Origin of the sequence: Kurthia sp. 11kri321 (genome assembly GCF_001534765.1) — a bacterium.
GTDB classification, from domain to species: domain Bacteria; phylum Bacillota; class Bacilli; order Bacillales_A; family Planococcaceae; genus Kurthia; species Kurthia gibsonii.
In genome coordinates, this window is sequence record NZ_CP013217.1 from 222,827 (window position 1) to 243,426 (window position 20,600).

At 36.8% G+C, this 20,600-nt stretch carries 21 protein-coding genes; 13 read left to right on the forward strand and 8 right to left on the reverse strand.

Annotated elements, in window-relative coordinates; genetic code table 11:
- Positions 1 to 266 precede the first annotated feature (266 nt).
- From ASO14_RS01200 to ASO14_RS01220, 5 genes are all read left to right on the forward strand, one after another.
- The gene (locus tag ASO14_RS01200) at positions 267 to 1,754 is read left to right on the forward strand and encodes a peptide MFS transporter (protein ID WP_068450485.1); all 1,488 of its coding nucleotides are present in this window, start codon (positions 267 to 269) and stop codon (positions 1,752 to 1,754) included.
- Positions 1,755 to 2,074: 320 nt separating this feature from the next.
- Positions 2,075 to 3,031, forward strand: coding sequence for an ABC transporter permease (locus ASO14_RS01205; RefSeq protein ID WP_068450486.1), 957 nt, complete (start codon positions 2,075 to 2,077; stop codon positions 3,029 to 3,031).
- Positions 3,018 to 3,971 carry an iron chelate uptake ABC transporter family permease subunit gene (locus ASO14_RS01210; protein ID WP_068450491.1) on the forward strand — a complete coding sequence of 318 codons (954 nt, stop codon included), beginning with the start codon at positions 3,018 to 3,020 and terminating at the stop codon, positions 3,969 to 3,971. Before ASO14_RS01205 ends, ASO14_RS01210 begins: the two co-directional genes overlap by 14 nt.
- Entirely contained in the window at positions 3,968 to 4,732 is a 765-nt protein-coding gene (locus ASO14_RS01215; RefSeq protein WP_068450493.1) for an iron ABC transporter ATP-binding protein, read from the forward strand. Before ASO14_RS01210 ends, ASO14_RS01215 begins: the two co-directional genes overlap by 4 nt.
- A 16-nt stretch (positions 4,733 to 4,748) precedes the next feature.
- Positions 4,749 to 5,738, forward strand: a complete 990-nt coding sequence (locus ASO14_RS01220) for a siderophore ABC transporter substrate-binding protein (protein WP_068450495.1) — start codon at positions 4,749 to 4,751, stop codon at positions 5,736 to 5,738.
- 50 nt (positions 5,739 to 5,788) lie between these two features.
- Here the strand turns inward: ASO14_RS01220 and ASO14_RS15240 are convergent, their stop codons facing one another.
- Positions 5,789 to 6,469 carry an FAD-dependent oxidoreductase gene (locus ASO14_RS15240; RefSeq protein ID WP_250635776.1) on the reverse strand — a complete coding sequence of 227 codons (681 nt, stop codon included), beginning with the start codon at positions 6,467 to 6,469 and terminating at the stop codon, positions 5,789 to 5,791.
- Entirely contained in the window at positions 6,370 to 6,915 is a 546-nt protein-coding gene (locus ASO14_RS15245; RefSeq protein ID WP_068450499.1) for an FAD-dependent oxidoreductase, read from the reverse strand. Before ASO14_RS15245 ends, ASO14_RS15240 begins: the two co-directional genes overlap by 100 nt.
- 110 nt (positions 6,916 to 7,025) lie before the next feature.
- Between ASO14_RS15245 and ASO14_RS01235 the strand changes: the two genes are divergently transcribed.
- Complete coding sequence (locus ASO14_RS01235; protein WP_068450501.1) at positions 7,026 to 7,625, forward strand: phosphatase PAP2 family protein; 600 nt, start codon at positions 7,026 to 7,028, stop codon at positions 7,623 to 7,625.
- Between the two features lie 39 nt (positions 7,626 to 7,664).
- Here ASO14_RS01235 and ASO14_RS01240 read toward each other — a convergent pair whose 3' ends face one another.
- Complete coding sequence (locus tag ASO14_RS01240; protein ID WP_068450503.1) at positions 7,665 to 8,903, reverse strand: MFS transporter; 1,239 nt, start codon at positions 8,901 to 8,903, stop codon at positions 7,665 to 7,667.
- A 118-nt stretch (positions 8,904 to 9,021) separates the two neighbouring features.
- On the opposite strand from ASO14_RS01240, the gene ASO14_RS01245 reads away from it, so the two are divergent.
- On the forward strand, positions 9,022 to 9,912 hold the full coding sequence (locus tag ASO14_RS01245) for a LysR family transcriptional regulator (protein WP_068450504.1): 891 nt from the start codon (positions 9,022 to 9,024) through the stop codon (positions 9,910 to 9,912).
- 60 nt (positions 9,913 to 9,972) lie between these two features.
- Here ASO14_RS01245 and thrB read toward each other — a convergent pair whose 3' ends face one another.
- Complete coding sequence (gene thrB / locus ASO14_RS01250) at positions 9,973 to 10,878, reverse strand: homoserine kinase (protein ID WP_068450506.1); 906 nt, start codon at positions 10,876 to 10,878, stop codon at positions 9,973 to 9,975.
- Entirely contained in the window at positions 10,875 to 11,927 is a 1,053-nt protein-coding gene (gene thrC, locus ASO14_RS01255; protein WP_068450508.1) for a threonine synthase, read from the reverse strand. The genes thrB and thrC overlap by 4 nt, the downstream gene beginning before the upstream one ends.
- A gap of 227 nt (positions 11,928 to 12,154) precedes the next feature.
- Between thrC and ASO14_RS01260 the strand changes: the two genes are divergently transcribed.
- Positions 12,155 to 13,363: an MFS transporter gene (locus tag ASO14_RS01260; protein WP_082701537.1), complete on the forward strand. Its 1,209-nt coding sequence runs from the start codon at positions 12,155 to 12,157 to the stop codon at positions 13,361 to 13,363.
- 120 nt (positions 13,364 to 13,483) lie between these two features.
- Here the strand turns inward: ASO14_RS01260 and ASO14_RS01265 are convergent, their stop codons facing one another.
- A complete protein-coding gene (locus ASO14_RS01265) occupies positions 13,484 to 13,783 on the reverse strand; it encodes a nucleotide pyrophosphohydrolase (RefSeq protein WP_068450512.1) in 300 nt (99 codons plus the stop codon).
- Positions 13,784 to 13,874: 91 nt separating this feature from the next.
- On the opposite strand from ASO14_RS01265, the gene ASO14_RS01270 reads away from it, so the two are divergent.
- On the forward strand, positions 13,875 to 15,047 hold the full coding sequence (locus tag ASO14_RS01270) for a M20 peptidase aminoacylase family protein (protein ID WP_068450514.1): 1,173 nt from the start codon (positions 13,875 to 13,877) through the stop codon (positions 15,045 to 15,047).
- Between the two features lie 9 nt (positions 15,048 to 15,056).
- Positions 15,057 to 16,163, forward strand: coding sequence for an o-succinylbenzoate synthase (gene menC / locus ASO14_RS01275; RefSeq protein ID WP_068450519.1), 1,107 nt, complete (start codon positions 15,057 to 15,059; stop codon positions 16,161 to 16,163).
- Between the two features lie 42 nt (positions 16,164 to 16,205).
- Here menC and ASO14_RS01280 read toward each other — a convergent pair whose 3' ends face one another.
- Positions 16,206 to 17,051 carry a GNAT family N-acetyltransferase gene (locus ASO14_RS01280; RefSeq protein WP_068450522.1) on the reverse strand — a complete coding sequence of 282 codons (846 nt, stop codon included), beginning with the start codon at positions 17,049 to 17,051 and terminating at the stop codon, positions 16,206 to 16,208.
- A gap of 257 nt (positions 17,052 to 17,308) precedes the next feature.
- Between ASO14_RS01280 and ASO14_RS01285 the strand changes: the two genes are divergently transcribed.
- From ASO14_RS01285 to ASO14_RS01295, 3 genes are all read left to right on the forward strand, one after another.
- Positions 17,309 to 18,235, forward strand: a complete 927-nt coding sequence (locus ASO14_RS01285; RefSeq protein ID WP_068450524.1) for a manganese-dependent inorganic pyrophosphatase — start codon at positions 17,309 to 17,311, stop codon at positions 18,233 to 18,235.
- A gap of 130 nt (positions 18,236 to 18,365) precedes the next feature.
- Positions 18,366 to 19,073, forward strand: coding sequence for a DsbA family oxidoreductase (locus ASO14_RS01290; protein WP_068450526.1), 708 nt, complete (start codon positions 18,366 to 18,368; stop codon positions 19,071 to 19,073).
- A 134-nt stretch (positions 19,074 to 19,207) separates the two neighbouring features.
- Entirely contained in the window at positions 19,208 to 19,858 is a 651-nt protein-coding gene (locus tag ASO14_RS01295; protein WP_082701330.1) for an FMN-dependent NADH-azoreductase, read from the forward strand.
- A gap of 138 nt (positions 19,859 to 19,996) precedes the next feature.
- Here ASO14_RS01295 and ASO14_RS01300 read toward each other — a convergent pair whose 3' ends face one another.
- Complete coding sequence (locus ASO14_RS01300; protein ID WP_068450528.1) at positions 19,997 to 20,530, reverse strand: YceI family protein; 534 nt, start codon at positions 20,528 to 20,530, stop codon at positions 19,997 to 19,999.
- Positions 20,531 to 20,600: the final 70 nt, after the last annotated feature.

Genomic DNA, 20,600 nt, shown 5'->3' on the forward strand with positions numbered 1-20,600 from the left:
TGCTTTTTTATATGGATGTGTATTTTTAGAGAGGACAGATAGAAAAAAGTGTATATGATGGAAATACAAGAAAAGACTTAAATTTTATGACGTTTGTTGTTAATAAAGCGTTTTTAACGTAAAAATTAAGTCTTTTTTATTGAAAAATGAGAATTTTCTAAATTTTGACAAGTTATTTTTGTGTGTGTATAATGGACATACTCTTTTCAAAAAAAGATATTGATTAAATTATTTGACTATTTAAGAAATTGAAAGTAGGAGTTTATATGGAAACAAAAGAGCAAATTGCGAAGTCAGTTCCACAAAGAGGCTTCTTCGGTCACCCGAAAGGTCTTTTCACACTGTTCTTTACAGAGTTTTGGGAGCGCTTCTCTTACTATGGTATGAGAGCCATCTTACTTTACTTCATGTACGATACAGTAGCAAATGGCGGTTTAGGTATTGATAAAACAACCGCTACATCAATCATGTCAATCTATGGTTCATTGGTTTACATGTCTGGTATCATCGGTGGTTGGGTTGCCGACCGTATTTTAGGATCACGTAGAACCATCTTCTGGGGTGGGGTACTGATTATGCTTGGTCATATCTGTTTAGCATTACCAGGCGGTATTACATTATTATTCATCTCAATGGTATTTATTATTTTAGGTACAGGTCTATTAAAACCAAACGTATCATCAGTTGTAGGTGACATTTACGAGCCAGGCGACAACCGTCGTGACGCTGGTTTCAGTATTTTCTACATGGGGATTAACTTGGGTTCATTCCTAGCGCCATTAGTTGTAGGGGCTGTTCAAAAGAACTATAACTATCATGCAGGTTTTAGTATTGCTGCAATCGGTATGTTCTTAGGTCTTGTCATGTATAAAATTACAGAGAAGAAAAACTTGGGTATGGCTGGAGCAAAACCGACAAATCCATTAAATGAAGAAGAACGTGCGAAATTAATTAAAAATTCAATTGTTGTCTTAGTTGTTGCAGCAATTTTATTAGCGATTGCTGGATTCTTTGGCTGGATTTCAATTAGTAATGCTGTAAACTTCTTCACAGTAGTTGGTTTATTAGCACCAATCACTGTATTCATTTGGATGTTTACATCGAAGAAAACAAAAGCAGAAGAAAAATCGCACTTACTTGCATATATTCCTTTATTCATTACAGGTGTTATGTTCTGGATTATTCAAGAGCAAGGCTCAACAATTTTAGCGCGTTATGCAGAAGGTCGTACAGATTTAACAATCGGTTCATTTGAGATTGCACCAGCTTGGTTCCAATCATTGAACCCGCTATTCATCATTATTTTTGCACCAATTTTTGCAGCATTATGGGTGAAATTAGGTAAGCGTCAACCATCGACACCAATCAAATTCTCATTCTCATTATTCTTTGCAGGTGCATCATTCTTAATTATGATTATCCCAGCGGTTCTATCTGATGGTAAAACATTAGTAAGTCCATTCTGGTTAGTTGCATCATTCTTATTAGTTGTATTTGGTGAGTTATTAATGTCACCTGTTGGTTTATCAGCAACAACTAAATTAGCACCAGAAGCCTTTGCTGCACAAACAATGGCATTATGGTTCTTAACAAGTACAGCAGCACAAGCACTAAATGCACAATTTGCAAAAGTGTTTGATAAAGTATCTGAAGTACAATACTTCGGTTTCTTAGGTGGAGCAGCCATTGTTCTATTCTTAATTATGTTAATGTTAAGTCCATGGATTTCACGTAAGATGGGCTCAATTAAATAAGTTCTTTCTATATAAAAGGAATCGTATCCAAGTGGTACGGTTCCTTTTTTGATTGTACACAATTGAAATGTGTCGAAAGTGTGTCTTTTCATGTAATTTTACTGTAAACAGAAATAAATTATAGTATTGAAGAATCCTTATATTGTAAGGATTTACAGTGGTTTTTATCGTATGAATATATCATTTGTAAACGGATTAACTGATAATACTTATCATTTAGTCATTGAAAATGATTATCAACATGCTATAATGTATGAGTGAGTAAATGATAGTCATTATCATTTCATCTACTCAAATAAATAACGACATTGGGGATTACAATGAAGAAAAGATATCTTTTTATAGCGCTTATATTGTTATCACTTCTTTCATTATTTGTAGGAGTGAGTCGCATATCACCAATGGACTTACTGGACTTCGGTTCAGAAGAGACACAAATCTTTTTGATTAGTCGTGTACCAAGACTTGTAGCGATCATCTTAGCAGGTGTAGGGATGAGTATTGCAGGTTTAATCATGCAAAGCTTGAGCCGTAATAAGTTCGTATCACCAACTACTGCTGGTACGCTCGATGCAACCAAACTTGGTATTTTAGTATCCATGATGATTTTTGTGAATGCAACCCTACTTGAGAGAATGGTCGTTGCTTTTGTATTCGCGCTAGCCGGCACGCTATTATTCATGCAAATTTTAAATCGAATCAAATTTAAAGACGCCATTTTTATTCCTTTAATCGGGATGATGTTTGGTAATATTCTAAATTCAATTACGACATTCTTTGCGTATAAGATGAATATTATTCAAAACTTATCAACTTGGCTACAAGGGGATTTCTCAACGATTCTGAAAGGTCGTTATGAACTTCTTTACATAAGTGTTCCGATTCTCATCATTGCCTATTTTTATGCCAACCGTTTTACAGTTGCAGGAATGGGAGAAGACTTTGCTAAAAACTTAGGGATTAAATACAAACGTATTGTAAACTTTGGTTTAGTGTTAGTGGCACTTATTTCAACATCTGTTGTATTAACAGTTGGTGTGATTCCATTCGTTGGATTAATCATTCCAAATATCGTCTCGATTTTCAAAGGCGATAACTTAGCGAAAACATTGCCGCATACTGCTTTACTCGGTGCGATTTTCCTACTCATTTGTGACATTTTAGGTCGAGTGCTCATCTATCCATATGAAATCTCAATCAGTCTCATGGTAGGCGTTATCGGTAGTGCCATCTTCCTTTATCTATTAATGAGGGGGCGAGCATATGCGCAACAATAAATTAAAACTTACGATTCTTGCCGTTTTAGTATTAATCTCAGCAGCTTTATATGTGTTTTATAACTTGAATGGTAGTTATCATTATGCATTTCCACGTCGCTTAATCAAAGTATTAGCGATGGCGATTACGGGTGTAGCGATTGCATATGCAACCGTTACATTCCAGACGATTACACATAATCGTATTTTAACACCAAGTATTATGGGACTCGATTCGATGTACATGTTGCTGCAAACCGTTATTATTTTCTTATTCGGTTCAGCAAGTATTTTCGTATTAAATCAAACATTGAACTTCTTTATCTCGATGATTGGTATGATTGCATTCGCATTAATACTTTACCGCTTCATGTTTAGAAAAGAAGGGCAGCCTATTTACTTCTTATTACTTGTTGGGATTATCATTGGGACTTTACTCGGAAGTCTATCAACATTCCTTCAAGTACTAATTGATCCAAATGAATTTATGAATGTACAAGATAAGATGTTTGCGAGCTTCAACAACGTCAATCAAAACTTAGTTTGGCTATCACTTGTAATTGTTGTACTAACGATTGCATATGGTTGGACGAAGATGGGTGAACTCGATGTACTTTCTCTTGGTCGTGACCATGCTCGTAACTTGGGTGTGAATTACGATGGCGTTGTGAAAACAATGCTAGTTCTATCAGCAATCTTAATTGCTACATCGACAGCTCTTGTTGGTCCAATTACATTCTTTGGTTTGATTGTTGCCAACTTATCGTATCAATTCTTCCATACATATAAACACTCTGTATTAATCACAGGGGCGATCCTCTTCAGCTTATTTGCTTTAATTGGTGGTCAGTTTATTGTAGAAAGAATCTTTACATTCTCGACAACGCTAAGTGTCATCATTAACTTTGTCGGTGGTATTTACTTTATCTACTTATTATTGAAAGGAAGTCGTGCATCATGATCTCAGTAAAAGATATTTCAAAAATGTTCGGTAAGAAAAAGGTAGTTGATGCGGTAACGGTTGATATCCAACCAGGAAAAATCACATCTTTTATCGGACCAAATGGTGCAGGTAAATCGACATTACTTTCAATGGTGAGTCGCTTGATGAATGCCGATTCAGGTGAAGTATTGTTAGATGCTTCAGATGTAAAATCATTTAAATCAAATGAATTCGCAAAACGTGTTTCGATTTTAAAGCAATCGAACTTCATGAATGTTCGCTTAACCATTCGTGAACTTGTTGCCTTCGGTAGATTTCCTTATTCGCGTGGTCGCTTGAATCAAGAGGATGAGGAAATGGTAGACAAAGCGATTGCTTATATGAACTTAGAAGATATGCAACATTCATTTTTAGATGAGTTATCAGGTGGTCAGCGCCAACGTGCTTTTATCGCAATGGTTATTGCACAAGATACAGAATACGTGCTATTAGATGAACCACTTAATAACTTAGACATGAAACATTCCGTTCAAATTATGAAAATTCTTCGTAAATTAGTCGATGAACTTGGTAAAACAGTTGTCATTGTTTTACATGATATTAACTTTGCATCTGTTTACTCAGACCGCATTGTCGCTTTAAAAGATGGACGAATCGTTAAAGATGGTCCAACAGAAGATATTATTAACACCGCTTCATTGAAAGAGATTTATGATATGGACATTCCAATTCAAGAAATGAATGATTGTCGTATTTGTGTGTACTTTAATTCAAAATAAAAGGAGATTTTTAATCATGAAAAAATGGGCATTCGCAGCCGTATTAATGTGTTTAGTATTAGCTTTAGCAGCATGTGGTTCTTCAACAAAGGATGAAAAATCAAACGCAGCTTCAAATGATGATACAATTAAAATCGAAAATAACTTCGGTGTAACAAGTGAAGATGGTAAATCAACAAACACAGTAAAAGAAACTGTAAACGTACCAAAAGACGCTAAAAAAGTTGTCGTATTTGATATGGGTTATTTAGATACATTAGATGCTTTAGGATTATCAGATCGCGTAGTAGGTGTACCACAACAAAACATTCCTGCTTACTTAAAACAATATAAAGATTCAAAATATGCAAATGTTGGTGGATTAAAAGAGCCTGATTTTGAAAAAATCGCTGAATTAAATCCAGATGTCATCTTTATCTCAGGTCGTCAAGCTTCTCAATTCAAAGAATTTAACGAAATCGCTCCAACTGTATATGTAGGTATTGATACAACAAACTACATGGATTCATTCAAAGCAAACACTGAATTAGCAGGTAAAATCTTCAATAAAGAAGACGCTGTAAAAACAGAATTAGCAAAAGTAGATGATCAAATTAAAGAATTAAATGAAAAAGCAACAAAAGCAAATGAAAAAGCATTAATCGTATTAGGTACACAAGGTAGCTTAAGTGCATACGGTGCAGGTTCTCGTTTTGGTTTAATTCATGATGTATTTGGCTTTGGTCAAACAGACAAGAAAATTGAAGTATCAACACATGGTCAAACAGTTACTTCAGAATATGTTTATGAGAAAAATCCAGATGTATTATTCGTAATCGACCGTGATTCAGCAATCGGCGAAAAATCTTCAGTTAAAAAAGATTTAGAGAACGAATTAATTAAGAAAACAAATGCTTATAAAAACGGTAAAATTGTTTACCTAAATGCTGAAACTTGGTACTTAGCAGGTGGCGGTATCGAATCAGTATCACAAATGGTAACAGATGCTTCAGCAGCATTAAAATAATAATGATGAGAAAAGGGTAATCGCGATATAAAGCGATTACCCTTTTTATGTTATGAATTTTTAAATCTCTCTAAAGAGAAGAGAGATAAGTCAAAGTTTACATCTTTTTTATTCGTCATATCCACAAGTAATTCTCCAATAGCACTCGCGAATTTAAAGCCATGTCCACTAAAGCCACTCGCTAAAACAATTCGGTCATTTCCTGGGAAATAGTCAATAATGAAGTCTTCATCCGGTGTCATATCATACATACAAGTTTTACCGAACTTTAAATTTTGAATACTTGGCATGTATTCATGTAAGAATTCATCTAATTCTTCTTGGTCTGAAAGGTTAAAGTCGTCTCTGTCTTTATTTGGATCGATGACGACGCCTCCATCATGTCGCCCAATTTTAAGCCCTGTACCATTCACACTTGGAAATCCATAGTAAGTTGCATTTTCTAATTCAAAACTAAAGCAAGGAAAGTTTTGTTCTGAAAATCGTTCATCTGAATCGTACCATGCAAAAGTTTTGCGCAAAATTGTGACAGGAAGGGGTAAATGAATAGAAGACATCAATTCTTTTACGAAAGCACCTGCCGTTACAATGAGATAGTCTGCGGTATAGCAACTTTTATTCGTTTTAACTTCTACATGCCCATCTCCTTCTGTAATGGATACGACCTTTTCGTTAAAAGCAAATACAGCGCCTTCTTGAGCCGCCAAGTCTTTATAGGCACGAATACACATTCCTCTACATGTAAAAACCCAGCATTCGGCTCGTAAGCCCCAATTTCATTGTGTACTAAATTTATACCTGTCCATCTCTTTTCGATGTCACTTGTCGAAAGTTTCTCGATCGGTAATTGAAAACGTTCCGCACTTTTAAATACATTTTGCATGAAATCGGTATCTTCTTTTCCAATATTCAATACCCCAACTTCTTCTAAAAGTTTTCTTTTTGTGAGATGTTCAGCTTCTGTAAATAATGTAGCAGCACGAAGCGCAAGAGGTACATACTGAGCTCCCTCGCCATAGGCATAACGAATAATACGTGTATCCCCATGATGTGTTCCAAATGTATGAGGTGGTTCATATGTATCAATTAGTAACGTTTTGTGACCATTTTTTGCAGAAAAGTAACTTGTCGGCATTCCCATGGAACCTGCACCGATAATAATCGTATGATAATGCATAATGAATTCCTCCTTTTCCTCCAGTATAATGTAAAGAATAATCTGAAAAATATATTTTGGAATAAAAGGTGGTTAAATAGTAACGAGAAAAGAAAAGGAAGTGTTTTTCGGTGAAATATATTTTAGGAATTCTCACATTTATTGTATTCCTTATTTTCGCATTTAATTTAAAATCAGTTTGGGTATATGACTTTGATGAGTGGGGAAGTCATTTATTAAAGGGGAATGAGTTTTTAATTCCGTTCCACTATATTGGTGAACCGATATTTGTTGTCATCGTCGCGGTTCTCTTGTTAATCTGGCTATGGGTTAAAGCACAAAACTTTCGTGGTATGATTTTTGTATTAATTACGATTGCAGGTGGCAATCTCGTGAATTTATTTGTGAAAGGTCTTATTAAACGAGATCGACCATACATTTTAGAACAATTGACAAGTTTTAGTTTTCCTTCAGGACATGCAATGACGGGATTACTTTATCTGTTAACAGTGGCTTATATTACGACAGAATATCAAACGAAAAAGACCAAAGTTATCGCGATGAGTATTGCGACTGTCGTTGCGATTTGTATCGGTTTATCACGTGTTGCCGAGTCTCGACATTATTTATCAGATGTAGTGAGTGGTTGGGCGCTGGGATATACGGTATTTGCACTTGCTTTATTATGGTACGAGCGTCGAAAACGAGTATTTAAACAACTTGAAAAGTAGAAAAAAGGTGAATCGTTTGTGAGAGCGATTCACCTTTTTCTATGTGCTTTTTTTATGTGCTAATCGTTTTAGAGCTACACGCTTTTCGCGTTGTTCAAATAGAATGTATTTGTGTAAAACAAATGTTAATCCGACACCAAGGATTAAAATACCACTTACGAAACAAACAACACCGAACCAACCGAATGATAGCCAGAAGAAGCCACCGATTGTTCCACCAACACTTGAACCGACGTAATAAAAGAATAAATAAAGCGATGAAGCTTGCGCCTTATCATGTGAAGCACGTGCACTCACCCAACTACTCGCAATCGCATGTCCACCGAAAAAGCCGAATGTGAATAATGCAATACCAATTAAAATAATGAGTAGACTACTGAAAAGAGTTAAAACAGCACCACTTAGCATAAGTAGAATCGCTAATAAAATCATCGCGAATTGACCATGTCGATCTGCTAATTTTCCCATCCATGTAGAACTGAATGTCCCCACTAAATAGACGACGAAGATACTGCCTACAAGTGTCTGACTTAGGTTATAGGGAGGGGCGATTAGTAAAAAGCTAATATAATTATAAAGCGTTACGAATGAACCCATTAAAACAAAACCAAGACTAAACAACAGAAGTAGACCTGGATCTTTTAAGTGTTCAACCATAGAATGTGCTAAAGGTTTAAAGGCTAATTTTGCAGGGACGAAATGTTTCGATTTTGGCAGTAAAAGATAGAATGCGACAGCTAGGATTAAACTTAAAACACCGATGGAGAGCATCGCGATATGCCAGTCATAGGCATCACTGACAGCCCCCATCATAACGCGTCCTGCAAGGCCACCAATTGAGCTACCACTCACGTAAAGACCCATCGCAATGCCTAAGCTTTTTGGCTCAATTTCTTCTCCTAAATAAGCCATGGCGATCGCAGGAAGACCAGCGAACACAGCGCCTTGGATAATACGTAATGTGAGTAGTGCGCCAAAAGAAGGAGCAAAGGCAATTGCGATTGATAAAATGGCTACAGCTATCATTGAGAAAGTCATTAAATTTTTTCGTCCCCATGCTTCAGAAACAGAGCCGACAATTAACATACAAATAGCAAGTGCAACAGTTGTTAAAGAGAGCGAGAGAGAAGCTGTTGCTGGTGAGATATTAAATGTATCAGCAATCATGGGAAGAACAGGTTGCGTCATGTAAAGATTGGCGTACGTACTAAAAGCACCCGCAAATAAAGCGAATGTGGTAAAACGAAAAGTGCGTGATCCTTTTTCAATGTATTCCACGATAGCAACCTCCGAAATTCTTGTTTCTTTTTATTATAATGAGTTACAATTCATAATAACAATCTATTATATTGATTGAATTCATTCGATTTGGTTATGAATGGAAGGGGTGGGGGATATGGATTTACAACAGTTAAAGTATTTTCAGACGGTTGCACGTTTAGAACATATGACGCGTGCAGCAGAGGTTTTGAATATATCGCAACCAGCGCTCAGTAAGGCAATTTCACAACTTGAACATGAAGTAGGGGCACCGCTATTTGAACGAGTAGGACGTGCAATCCGTTTGAATCGTTATGGCGCTCTATTTTTAGAAAGAACCGAACCAATCACTCAAATATTAGATGAAGCTAAACAGGAAATACGTGATTTGGTTGCACCGAATTCTGGCACAGTTGCGATTGGTTTTACACACTCGATGGGAACGAGATTAGTCTCAAGAGCTGTTCAAGCATTTCAAAACGAGTATCCGGAGACGGATTTTGAATTTGTTCAAAGGAACTCGTTACCTCTTGTAAAAGACTTAAATAAAGGTCTATGTGATCTTTGCCTAATTCCCTATTTAGAAACGGATATTCCGATTGATTGGCGTGAACTGTGGCGTGAAGAAGTATATGTGATTGTCCCTTTACACCACCGTTTTGCCAAACAAGATACGATTCGATTACAAGATTTAGCAGAAGATCCTTTTGTGACGATTAAGGAAGGAAACTCCTTGCGACAAATTCAGAATCATGTTTTTGAACAGGTCGGTATTTCCCCTGATATTGTATTTGAAGGTGAAGAATTTCATACCGTTGCAAGTTTTGTAGAAGCAGGTTTTGGGGTGGGGTTGTTGCCTGATTTACAGAGAATTGATGGCTATCAAATTAAAAGGTTGCATATAACCGATGTAGTTTGCGAGCGTCGAATTGGGATTGCGACGATGAAAGACCGCTACATTCCACAAGTTGCGAAACAATTTGAAGCATTTGTGAGCGAACATTTATATCATTTCACACAACTATAAAAAATAAAAGGTAGAAGCCATTTTATAGGACTCCTACCTTTTTGTAATGAATCATTTTATCTATCTGTTTTGAACGGTCACTTGTACACCTTGTGTGTCAACATGTGCTGCTTTGATTGTATAGTCAGGTAAGTACTGTTGCATCTTTTCAACGAATGCATCTACTTTAGACGAGTCAATTAATGAAATCATCGTAGGACCTGCACCACTAATAGAAGTACCGAATGCTCCGTGATCGCGTGCTAATGTACGAATTGTTTCGTAGTTTGGAATTAAATGAGCGCGGAACGGTTCATGGAATAAATCTGCTTCCATAAATTGTCCAGCTAATGCGTAGTCTTGTTTTAAAAGAGCTGCGACAAGTAGGTTACTATATGCACTTGCATGTACTGCATATCCTTTTTCATATGTAGTAGGGAGCGCTTTACGAGCCTCGGCTGTTTTTAATTCGACATTTGGAATAAAGACAGCGAAAGCAGCATCTACTTGTTTTTCATTAACTAAGTGGAGTTCGCCATTTGGTAATGTCGCCCCTACAACTAATCCACCACATACAGAAGCAGCAGCGTTATCTGGATGACCTTCAATCTCAGAAGATAATGCACATTTTGCTTGTTCATCTAATTGTAAATCACATACGACATTGACAAGTTCGATTGCAGCGACAATCGCAGAAGCACTACTGCCTAAACCACGTGCGAGTGGTAATTCACTATACATGTCCACTTTGCAAGCAGGTAATTGTACATTGAATTTTTGAGCTACTTGTTGCGCCACTTGATAAACAAGATGGTCTTCCACGATCATTTCAACTGGTAAATGAGATGAATGGTGTACAAACTGCCACTCATTTTGTAATGTAACGTCTAGTTTTAAGTAAAGACCTAATGCGAGTCCAACCGAATCAAATCCCGGTCCAAGATTTGCCGTACTTCCAGGAACGGAGATGGACCACATTTTACTCATAGAACACCCTCGATGTATTCGCGGATTTTTTCTTCGTTATTTGGTAAAGAAACCATGCTAATTGTTGACGCAGAAACAGCTGTATCAGGGTCTTTTAAACCGTTACCTGTTAAAATGGCTACGACTTTACTGCCTTTTGGAATTGAACCATTTGCAACCGATTGAATAACACCTGCCACAGAAGCAGCTGAACCTGGCTCAGCAAAAATACCTTCTTTTGCAGCGATTAAACGGTATGCATTTAAAATTTCTTCGTCTGTTACAGCACCAATTTTACCATGTGATTCATCGCGTGCTGCTTCAGCTAATTTCCAGCTTGCAGGGTTACCGATACGAATCGCTGTTGCAATTGTTTCAGGTTTTGCAATTGGCGCGCCTTGTACAATCGCTGCAGCACCTTCAGCTTCGAAACCGAACATTTTTGGAAGTGTTGTACCTTTTTTCTCGTTATATTCTTTAAAGCCTTTCCAGTAAGCGCTAATGTTACCTGCGTTACCTACAGGAATTGCTAAAATATCAGGTGCAGCACCTAATTGGTCGCAAATTTCAAAAGCAGCTGTTTTTTGACCTTCTAAACGATAAGGATTTACAGAGTTTACAAGTGCTACGTCTGTTGTTTCAGAAATATCACGTACTGCTTGTAATGCTTCGTCGAAGTTGCCGTCGATTTCGATAATTTTTGCACCGTACATATAAGCTTGTGCTAACTTACCTGCTGCTACTTTTCCTTTTGGAATTACAACAAGTGATTGAATACCAGCGCGTGCTGCATATGCTGCCGCTGCCGCTGATGTGTTCCCTGTTGAAGCACAGATGACGCACTTACTACCATCTTCTACAGCCTTGGCTACAGCCATTACCATACCGCGGTCTTTGAACGAACCTGTTGGATTTAATCCTTCATATTTTACGTGAAGATCGATTCCTAATTCTTCTGATAATGCGTTTAAACGGATTAAAGGTGTATTCCCTTCATGTAAAGTTAATGCTGGTGTTTTGTCAGTTACGGGTAAATATTCTTTGTATTGTTCAATTAAGCCTTTCCACATATAAATGCGCTCCTTTTTTGTACGTTCTTCAATTACAGTTGTTCATCTTGAAAAGACAACTGTTTTTCTATAAAAGACATTTTAACTTATTTTTGCATTTATATCTATAGTTCTTTAGAAATTTTCGGAACAATTTGAATTTGTAAAGGGATTGTCACAATAAATGAAAAAGGTTATAGTATGTATATTCTAGTGACAAGACAGTTGGAGGGTTTTACGTGACAACAATGACAAAAGGCAAAAAGAAGCCGATTACACGAAATAAATTATTAGCAATTGCAGGAGTTGGCTGGCTCTTTGATGCATTAGACGTAGGAATTTTATCATTCGTTATTGCAGCTTTAGCAGTAGAGTGGAATTTAACGCCGACAGAGATGGGATGGATTGGTAGTATCAACTCGATTGGTATGGCTGTTGGTGCACTCGCATTTGGTTTGATGGCAGATCGTTTTGGACGAAAATCTGTATTCATGTGGACGCTCGTTATTTTTTCTGTAGCAAGTGGTCTATCAGCTGCTACAACAACGCTAGCAGCTTTCATGGTACTACGATTCTTCGTAGGAATGGGGCTCGGCGGGGAATTACCAGTAGCTTCAACATTAGTTTCTGAAAGTGTCGCACCAAAAGAGCGTGGACGTGTAGTCGTTCTTTTAGAGAGCTTCTGGGCAGGTGGTTGGCTACTTGCAGCAATTATCTCGTATTTTGTCATCCCGACATACGGATGGCGCGTGGCATTAATCTTAACAGCGATTCCAGCATTCTATGCGATTTATTTACGTATTAGTTTACCTGATTCACCAAAATATGAGGCGAATAAAACAAAAAGACAATCGATTTGGAAAAATATACAGTCTGTTTGGAAGAAAGAATATGCAAAGAGTACACTCATGCTATGGATTGTCTGGTTCATGGTGGTCTTCTCTTATTACGGTATGTTCTTATGGCTACCAAGTGTTATGGTCATGAAAGGATTCAGCATGATTCAATCATTTGAATATGTACTGATTATGACACTTGCACAATTACCAGGTTATTTTACAGCAGCTTGGATTATTGAAAAAGTAGGGCGTAAATTTGTGTTATCACTTTACTTACTTGGTACAGCAGTAAGTGCTTTAACATTCGGTTTTGCAGACACGACAGCGATGCTACTAGTATCAGGTATGTTCCTATCTTTCTTCAATTTAGGAGCATGGGGTGCATTATACGCTTATACGCCTGAAAATTATCCAACCATTATTCGTGGGACAGGTTCAGGTATGGCCGCTTCTGTAGGTCGTTTAGGTGGAATTTTCGGACCGCTATTAGTTGGGGTGTTAACAGCGAGAAGCGTGGATATTAGTAGTATTTTTACAATTTTCACGATTGCGATTGTCATTGCCATTATTGCAATTATCTTCTTAGGAAAAGAAACGAAACAAATGGAAATTGATTAATAAAGAAGTGTAGTGATGCATTTAAAAATCACTACACTTTTTTATTTTAATAAAAACAGAGTGTTTATGATGTTAATTATTGAAATATTCCATTATCATAATATTAATAAGTTAAACACATTATTTTTCGGGTACTGGATATTTAATGAGATTTTTGGCTAGTTTTTCAGAAACAGCCTGTTGTAAATCAATATCCATGTGATCAGCGAGAGCAACTAAGTAAATGAATACATCAGCTAGTTCTTCTTTAATTGCTTGGTGATACGTAGCAGTTGCTTCTTCACCTGTCTTCCATTGAAAAGGCTCTAATAATTCATTTGCCTCAAGTGAAATTGAGATAGCTAAAGCACGTGCATCTTGATTAAGGTGCCAACCGCGCTCTTTTCGGAACTCTAAAATTTCTTGTATTATTTTTTGCATGAAAACGCACTCCTTAAAAATTCATTTAGTTTCATTATAACGGACCGATTGATTATATAATGTATGTAAGTAGAAAAGGATGGGGATTAAAATGAATAGTGACTTGTTAAAGACATTAAAGCCAACACTAGATGAAGTATTTTCACATTTGCATGAGAATCCAGAAAAAAGTTGGAGTGAAATAAATACAACCAAATATATTGCAAATTTACTAGAAGGTCATGGGTTTAAAGTACATCTTTTTGAACGTATTCCAGGTTTATATGTTGAGTTTGGTAGTGGCAGTCCGGTTGTCGCTCTAAGAACAGACATGGATGCGCTATGGCAAGAAGTAAACGGCGAATTCCGTGCGAATCATTCATGTGGGCATGATGGACATATGACAATGGCTATTGGTGCTTGTTTATTTATTCAAGAATTAATTGATAAAAATCAATTTTCAATGGACGAAGGCGGTACAATTCGCGTCATCTTCCAACCTGCGGAAGAAAAAGGGCAGGGTGCGTTATCGGTCATTGATACAGGGCTAATGGATGATGTAGATTATTTATTCGGTGTACATGTTCGCCCAATCCAAGAATTAAAAGATGGTGAATTTAGTCCAGCACTTCATCATGGTGCATCACGCCAAGTATCGTGTGAAATTTATGGTGAAGAGGCACATGCTGCTCGTCCTCACCTTGGAAAAAATGCGATTGAGATTGGTAGTAGTTTAGTAGACGCTTTGAAGTCGATCCATGTGGATACAACAATTCCTTGGTCTGTTAAAGTGACACGCTTCCAAGCAGGTGGTGAAGCAGGGAATGTTATTCCAGGTAAAGCCATTTTAACGATGGACGCACGTGCACAAACAAATGCTGCAATGGAACAGCTAGGTGAAGGGATTAGTCGAAGTATTCGTGCAGTTGCAGAGATGTATGATGCCCACATTGAACAAAAAGTATTATTAGATATCGCTGCTGCAGAGGTAAGTGATGAAGCGAGAGATATTTTGAAAAAGTCAATTATTGAAGCAGTAGGTGAAGATCATTTAGGTGAAGAAATTATTACACCTGGTGGTGAAGACTTCCATTTCTATACAAAACGTCGCCCTCATATTAAAGCGGCTATGTTAGGTCTCGGTTGTGGATTAGTACCAGGACTTCATCATCCACATATGACATTTAATCATGACCAATTAATTGTCGGTGTAGATATTCTATCACGCGCTGTTATGACAGCATTAGAGCAAGCAAGACAGCAATCAGCACCAGTGTTAGGGTGATAAACGAACATGAAAATTGAAAAATTTGTTTTACGAAAAATGAAAATGCGAATGAAGCACCCTTTTACGACAAGCTTTGGTACGGTACAAGATAAAGTGTTTATTATAGTAGAGGCTTATGATGATCAAGGTTTCTGTGGTTACGGTGAGGGGGATGCCTTTGAAATTCCGTGGTACACAGAAGAAACAGTCGAAAGCTGTTGGCATATGTTGCGAGATTTTTATATACCGAGATTACTCCATGTAGATTTTCAGCACCCCAGTGAAGTACGTGAACTTTTATCGGTTTATCGCCGTAATCCAATGGCAAAGGCAGCTATTGAAACAGCGATTTGGGATGTCTATGCCAAACGAATGAATAAACCACTGTATCAGGTAATTGGCGGTATCCGAAATGAAGTAGAAGTAGGCGTAAGTATTGGATTACAACCGACAAGCGAGCAACTATATGAAAAAATAGAGCAGGCATTACAAAATGGTGCGAAACGAATTAAAGTGAAAATTAAGCCAGGTAACGATGTTGAATTAGTCAAAACGATTCGCGCGCGCTATCCAGATGTACCGCTTATGGTTGATGCGAATTCAGCCTACACATTAGAAGATCTTCCTTTATTAAAAGAACTAGATGCCTATAATCTATTGATGATTGAGCAACCACTTGGAGCAGACGATTTAATAGAGCATGCGACGTTACAAAAAGAATTAAAAACACCGATTTGTTTAGATGAGAGCATTTGTAGTTTGAAAGATGCAAAAACAGCTATTGCCCTCGATGCTGGACGAATCTTTAATATTAAAATTGCGCGTGTTGGTGGTATTGAAGAAGCTAGATTAATTCATGAAGAAGCGAGTAAAGAGGGTATTAAGATGTGGGGTGGCGGTATGCTAGAAGCAGGTATTGGGCGTGCGCATAGTGTTGCGATTGCGACATTAACAGATTTCACATTACCAGCTGATACTTCGGGTTCTCGTCACTATTTCGAAGAAGATTTGATTATTCCTGAAGTTGTTGTAGAGAAGGGTGTTATTCATTTACCTGAAAAAGCAGGTATTGGATATGATGTAAATCTAGATGCTTATGAACGATTTACAACAGAATATTTAATATGCAAATAATAAAAGTAGCGAGTGGTTTTCAGCCCATTCGCTACTTTTGCTTTATGCGTAAACTTCTTCTTTTGTGGTCTCTGTGTGCGTAGGCGGTTGTGTTAACATTTTACCTAAGAAAATTTCATCATAAAATTGTCCATTCACGTGAATTGCATGTAACCTTGTACCCTCAACTTCAAATTGTCTACTTTTATAATACGTCAGTGTATGATGATTACCATCTAATACAGATGCATCTAATCGATCAATCTCTTGTTCTTTTGCCCATTCTTCTACTGCACAAAGTAAATCATGTGCAATTTCTGCTTTTTGATATTCTGGCATGAGTTGAATTGATGTCATGGCACGATGTTGGAATCCTTGTGAGATATGTCGCCAGACTTGTGCAACACCACGAATATGTCCGTCAACAACTGCCACAAAAAATTGTCCGGCATTTTTAATATTCCAATGCGAAATTCTTTTACGTAAAGCGGATAAAGTATCAGGAGCTTGTAAGAAATCATAGTGATTCATCGGCTCTAATTCTTTTAAGCGATGCATAAAACGCGTTAAATTGCGTACATCATTTAACTCAGCTTGGCGAATAATATATGTGCATGTTGCGTCATTTGTTGTTTTGTTTTGTTGTACTTGTTGAGCAGAGCGTTCAAATTGTACATAAAAACCAAGCTGTACTTTTGAAACGAAGTAGTTTTTTTCTGTCCACGCTAAAAAATGTTGTAAGGGTGGTTTTGTTTTTGTCCACCAGCTCCTATTTAAATAAGCTGCATTTGGCAACTTTTGTCCAATAATCGTTTCTATTTCAGAAAAAGAAAGTTGAATCACCGGTTCTTTTAATACATGAAAATAGTTGGCTAAAGGAATGTATTTCTTTTCGATTGCATGTTCCATAGTTCTACCTCTTTTTCATTTCGTTTATATCAAAATAATATCATAATTAACGATTTATTAGATACTAATCGGACTATATATAATATAATAGACAAAAAAATGTTAAAAAATAACGATTTTCAAAAGAGTTAAAAGTGAAATAGTAAGTAAACGAATTTTTAGTTTCGGCGTTTCATTTCATTTTTTTTCATTTATAAATATGGTAAAATACATAGGATTAAATAAGTAAGTACATTTCTTTAGGAGGAATTTAGAATATGAGCAAAATTTTAGTTTTCGGGCATAAAAATCCAGATACAGATACGATTACATCTGCATTAGTTTATGCTTACTTAAAACAACAACTAGGTGTAGATGCAGAAGCAGTACGTTTAGGTGAAGTAAACAATGAAACGGCATTCGCTTTAGAAAAATTCGGTTTCGATGCACCACGCCTTGTTGAAAAAGTTGCACCTGAAGCAGCAGAAGTGATCCTAGTAGACCACAACGAATTCCAACAATCTGCTGAAGATATTCAAGATGTAACAATTAGCGAAGTAATCGATCATCACCGTATTGCAAACTTTGAAACAGCGAACCCACTTTACTACCGCGCAGAGCCAGTTGGTTGTACAGCAACGATTTTAAACAAAATGTTCAAAGAGAATGATGTAGAAGTTCCAGCAAACTATGCGGGTTTAATGCTATCTGCTATCGTATCGGATACATTATTATTAAAATCACCTACTTGCACGCCACAAGACGTGAAAGCAGCGACAGAATTAGCTGCTAAAGCAGGTGTTAACTTAGAAGAATATGGTCTAGCAATGTTAAAAGCAGGCGCAGACTTATCAGATAAATCACTAGAAGACTTATTATCACTTGATGCAAAAGAATTTGAGATGGGTTCAAGTAAAGTCATCATTGCACAAGTAAATGCTGTAGACGTGAATGATGTATTAAGTCGCCAAGCAGAACTTGAATTACTATTAAATAAAGAAGTTGCAGAAAAAGGGTTAGACTTATTCTTCTTCGTTGTAACAGATATTTTAAATAATAATTCAGTTGCAGTACCAGCAGGTTATTTAGCAACACGTTCAGCTGAAGCATTTGGTACGATTTTAGTGAATAATCAAATTGAGCTAAAAGGTATAGTATCACGTAAAAAACAAATCGTTCCAACATTAACAGAAGTGTTTCAATAATAAAAAATACGCGCACTTGCTTTAATAGTAAGTGCGTATTTTTTTAGTTCTTTAAATACCTATTAGGGTATGAGCTGATAAATTGCTTTTCGATTCCTTTTCCTTATAGAATGGATGAGAGGTGATTGGAATGAAAATCGAAGTATGGTCAGATTATGTATGCCCATTCTGTTACATTGGCAAAAGAGAATTAGAAAAAGCGATTAAAAATACAGGTTTTGAAGGGAAAATTGATGTGGAATTTAAAGCATATCAATTAGATCCAACAACACCAGCAGAATCAGACGAATCGATGTATACAGCACTAGCGCGTAAATTTGGTTCTTCTGAAGAACAAGCAAAAGCACAAACAGAAGGTATTGCAGCTCGTGCAAAAGAAGTCGGCTTACATTATGACTTTGATAAAATGACTCCTGCAAATACATTTAAAGCACATCGTCTATCAAAATTTGCAGGCGAGCATGGTCTTGAAAAAGAGATGACAGAACGCTTACTAAAAGCTTACTTTGAAGAAGGTATGAAGATTGGGAATACAGATGTCTTAGTATCACTTGCAACAGAAGTAGGGCTAGAGGAAGCAGCTGTACGTGATTTACTTACAGATGATCAATTTGCAGCAGAAGTACTTGCAGATATCCAACAAGCACGTGAGATTGGTGTGCAAGGTGTTCCATTCTTCGTACTAAATGAAAAATATGCTGTATCAGGAGCACAACCAACTTCTGTATTTGAACAAGCAATTAAACAAGTTGCCGAAGAAGAAGGCTTACGTCCAGGGTTAAAAATGATGGGTTCAGGTGAATCTGGTGTATGTAAAGACGGACAATGTGAACTTTAATGAAGATTTGCCTACGATTTTCAGTCGAAAGTCGTAGGTTTTTTGATTGACTTAAAAAACGATTTTCTGTATGATTAATTTATCTCGAAATCGAGACAATAATAAAATTGATTATATAAATAGGAGAGATTATTTTGACAAACGTATTAGTAGTAAAAGCAAATAATCGTCCTTCAACAGAAGGCGTTTCAAGTAAAATGTACGAAGTATTCATGGAGTCTGTAAAAGGTTTAGACAACGTAAATGTAACAACTTACGATGTATATGAAGAAGATACTCCATACTTCGGTCAAGACGTATTCAACGCTTACGGTAAATTAGCACAAGGCGAAGAATTAAACGAAGTAGAAGCTGCTGTAATGGCTGCTCAAACAAAAGCACGTGAAGCAGTAACAAACGCAGATGTAGTTGTATTTGCTTTCCCACTTTGGAACTTAACAATCCCAGCTAAATTACAAACATTCATCGATTACGTATATGCTGCTGGATTCTCATTCAAATATGACGAGAACGGTAACTTAGTATCATTATTAACAGATAAAAAAGCGATCATCTTAAATGCTCGTGGCGGTATCTACTCAACTCCAGAAACAGTTGGTATGGAAATGGCAGTAAACTACATCAAAGCAGTAGTTGGCGGCGTATTCGGTATGGAAATCATTGATGAAGTAATCATCGAGGGTCATAACGCAATGCCTGCAAAAGCTGAAGAAATCAAAGCAGCTGGTTTCGAAGCAGTAAAAGCAGCAGCACAAAAATTAGCGAACGTAACAGTGAACGTTTAATTCATATAATCAGAGTCGTACATTCATGTACGGCTCTTTTTTATTATAAAATAATCAACAAAAAAGACACCGCGTCAATAGACGCGATGTCTGTTAATATATAACCCTCTGAAAAAGGTATGGCTACTTGTCTTAATCCTAGTCTAATGGATTTGCTTCGATTTCAACATGGATTTTAATTTCTTCACCAACAAGTACGCCACCTGTTTCTAAAGTTGAGTTCCATGTTAAGCCAAAGTCTTTACGGTTAATTTTTGTGTTTGCTTCGAATGCTACAACTTCTGCACCCCATGGGTTACGTCCGCGACCAGCATATTCTACTTTAAATGTAACAGGTTTAGTTACGTCACGAATTGTGAAATCACCTGTTAGGTCGTATTCTGCATCATCTGTTTTTTTGATATCTGTCGCAACAAATGTCATTTGTGGATATTTTTCAGCATCTAAGAAGTCTTCAGAACGTAAGTGCGTATCGCGATCTTCGTTACGTGAATCAATGCTTGCCACGTCGATTGTGAATTTGATTTCAGCATCTGTTAAATCTTCTGGATCTAATTTTAAGTCTGCAGTGAATGTATCGAATGAACCACGTACTTTTGCAATCATCATATGTTTGACTTCGAAACCTAAGTTTGAGTGTGCGCCATCTACTTTAAATACTTGTTTTGTCATTATAAATCCTCCTAGAATTGTTTATTATTTGGTATTGAATACATCATAACGCATTTTTATCTCGAATTCA

Coding starts and splice junctions, on each gene's coding strand:
- menC (WP_068450519.1), top strand. CDS start 15,057: ATGAAAATTGAAAAATTTGTTTTACGAAAAATGAAAATGCGAATGAAG.
- ASO14_RS01245 (WP_068450504.1), top strand. CDS start 9,022: ATGGATTTACAACAGTTAAAGTATTTTCAGACGGTTGCACGTTTAGAA.
- ASO14_RS01290 (WP_068450526.1), top strand. CDS start 18,366: ATGAAAATCGAAGTATGGTCAGATTATGTATGCCCATTCTGTTACATT.
- ASO14_RS15245 (WP_068450499.1), bottom strand. CDS start 6,915: ATGCATTATCATACGATTATTATCGGTGCAGGTTCCATGGGAATGCCG.
- ASO14_RS01260 (WP_082701537.1), top strand. CDS start 12,155: ATGACAAAAGGCAAAAAGAAGCCGATTACACGAAATAAATTATTAGCA.
- ASO14_RS01270 (WP_068450514.1), top strand. CDS start 13,875: ATGAATAGTGACTTGTTAAAGACATTAAAGCCAACACTAGATGAAGTA.
- ASO14_RS01210 (WP_068450491.1), top strand. CDS start 3,018: ATGCGCAACAATAAATTAAAACTTACGATTCTTGCCGTTTTAGTATTA.
- ASO14_RS15240 (WP_250635776.1), bottom strand. CDS start 6,469: ATGTGTATTCGTGCCTATAAAGACTTGGCGGCTCAAGAAGGCGCTGTA.
- ASO14_RS01205 (WP_068450486.1), top strand. CDS start 2,075: ATGAAGAAAAGATATCTTTTTATAGCGCTTATATTGTTATCACTTCTT.
- ASO14_RS01265 (WP_068450512.1), bottom strand. CDS start 13,783: ATGCAAAAAATAATACAAGAAATTTTAGAGTTCCGAAAAGAGCGCGGT.
- thrB (WP_068450506.1), bottom strand. CDS start 10,878: ATGAGTAAAATGTGGTCCATCTCCGTTCCTGGAAGTACGGCAAATCTT.
- ASO14_RS01280 (WP_068450522.1), bottom strand. CDS start 17,051: ATGGAACATGCAATCGAAAAGAAATACATTCCTTTAGCCAACTATTTT.
- thrC (WP_068450508.1), bottom strand. CDS start 11,927: ATGTGGAAAGGCTTAATTGAACAATACAAAGAATATTTACCCGTAACT.
- ASO14_RS01220 (WP_068450495.1), top strand. CDS start 4,749: ATGAAAAAATGGGCATTCGCAGCCGTATTAATGTGTTTAGTATTAGCT.
- ASO14_RS01285 (WP_068450524.1), top strand. CDS start 17,309: ATGAGCAAAATTTTAGTTTTCGGGCATAAAAATCCAGATACAGATACG.
- ASO14_RS01200 (WP_068450485.1), top strand. CDS start 267: ATGGAAACAAAAGAGCAAATTGCGAAGTCAGTTCCACAAAGAGGCTTC.
- ASO14_RS01300 (WP_068450528.1), bottom strand. CDS start 20,530: ATGACAAAACAAGTATTTAAAGTAGATGGCGCACACTCAAACTTAGGT.
- ASO14_RS01215 (WP_068450493.1), top strand. CDS start 3,968: ATGATCTCAGTAAAAGATATTTCAAAAATGTTCGGTAAGAAAAAGGTA.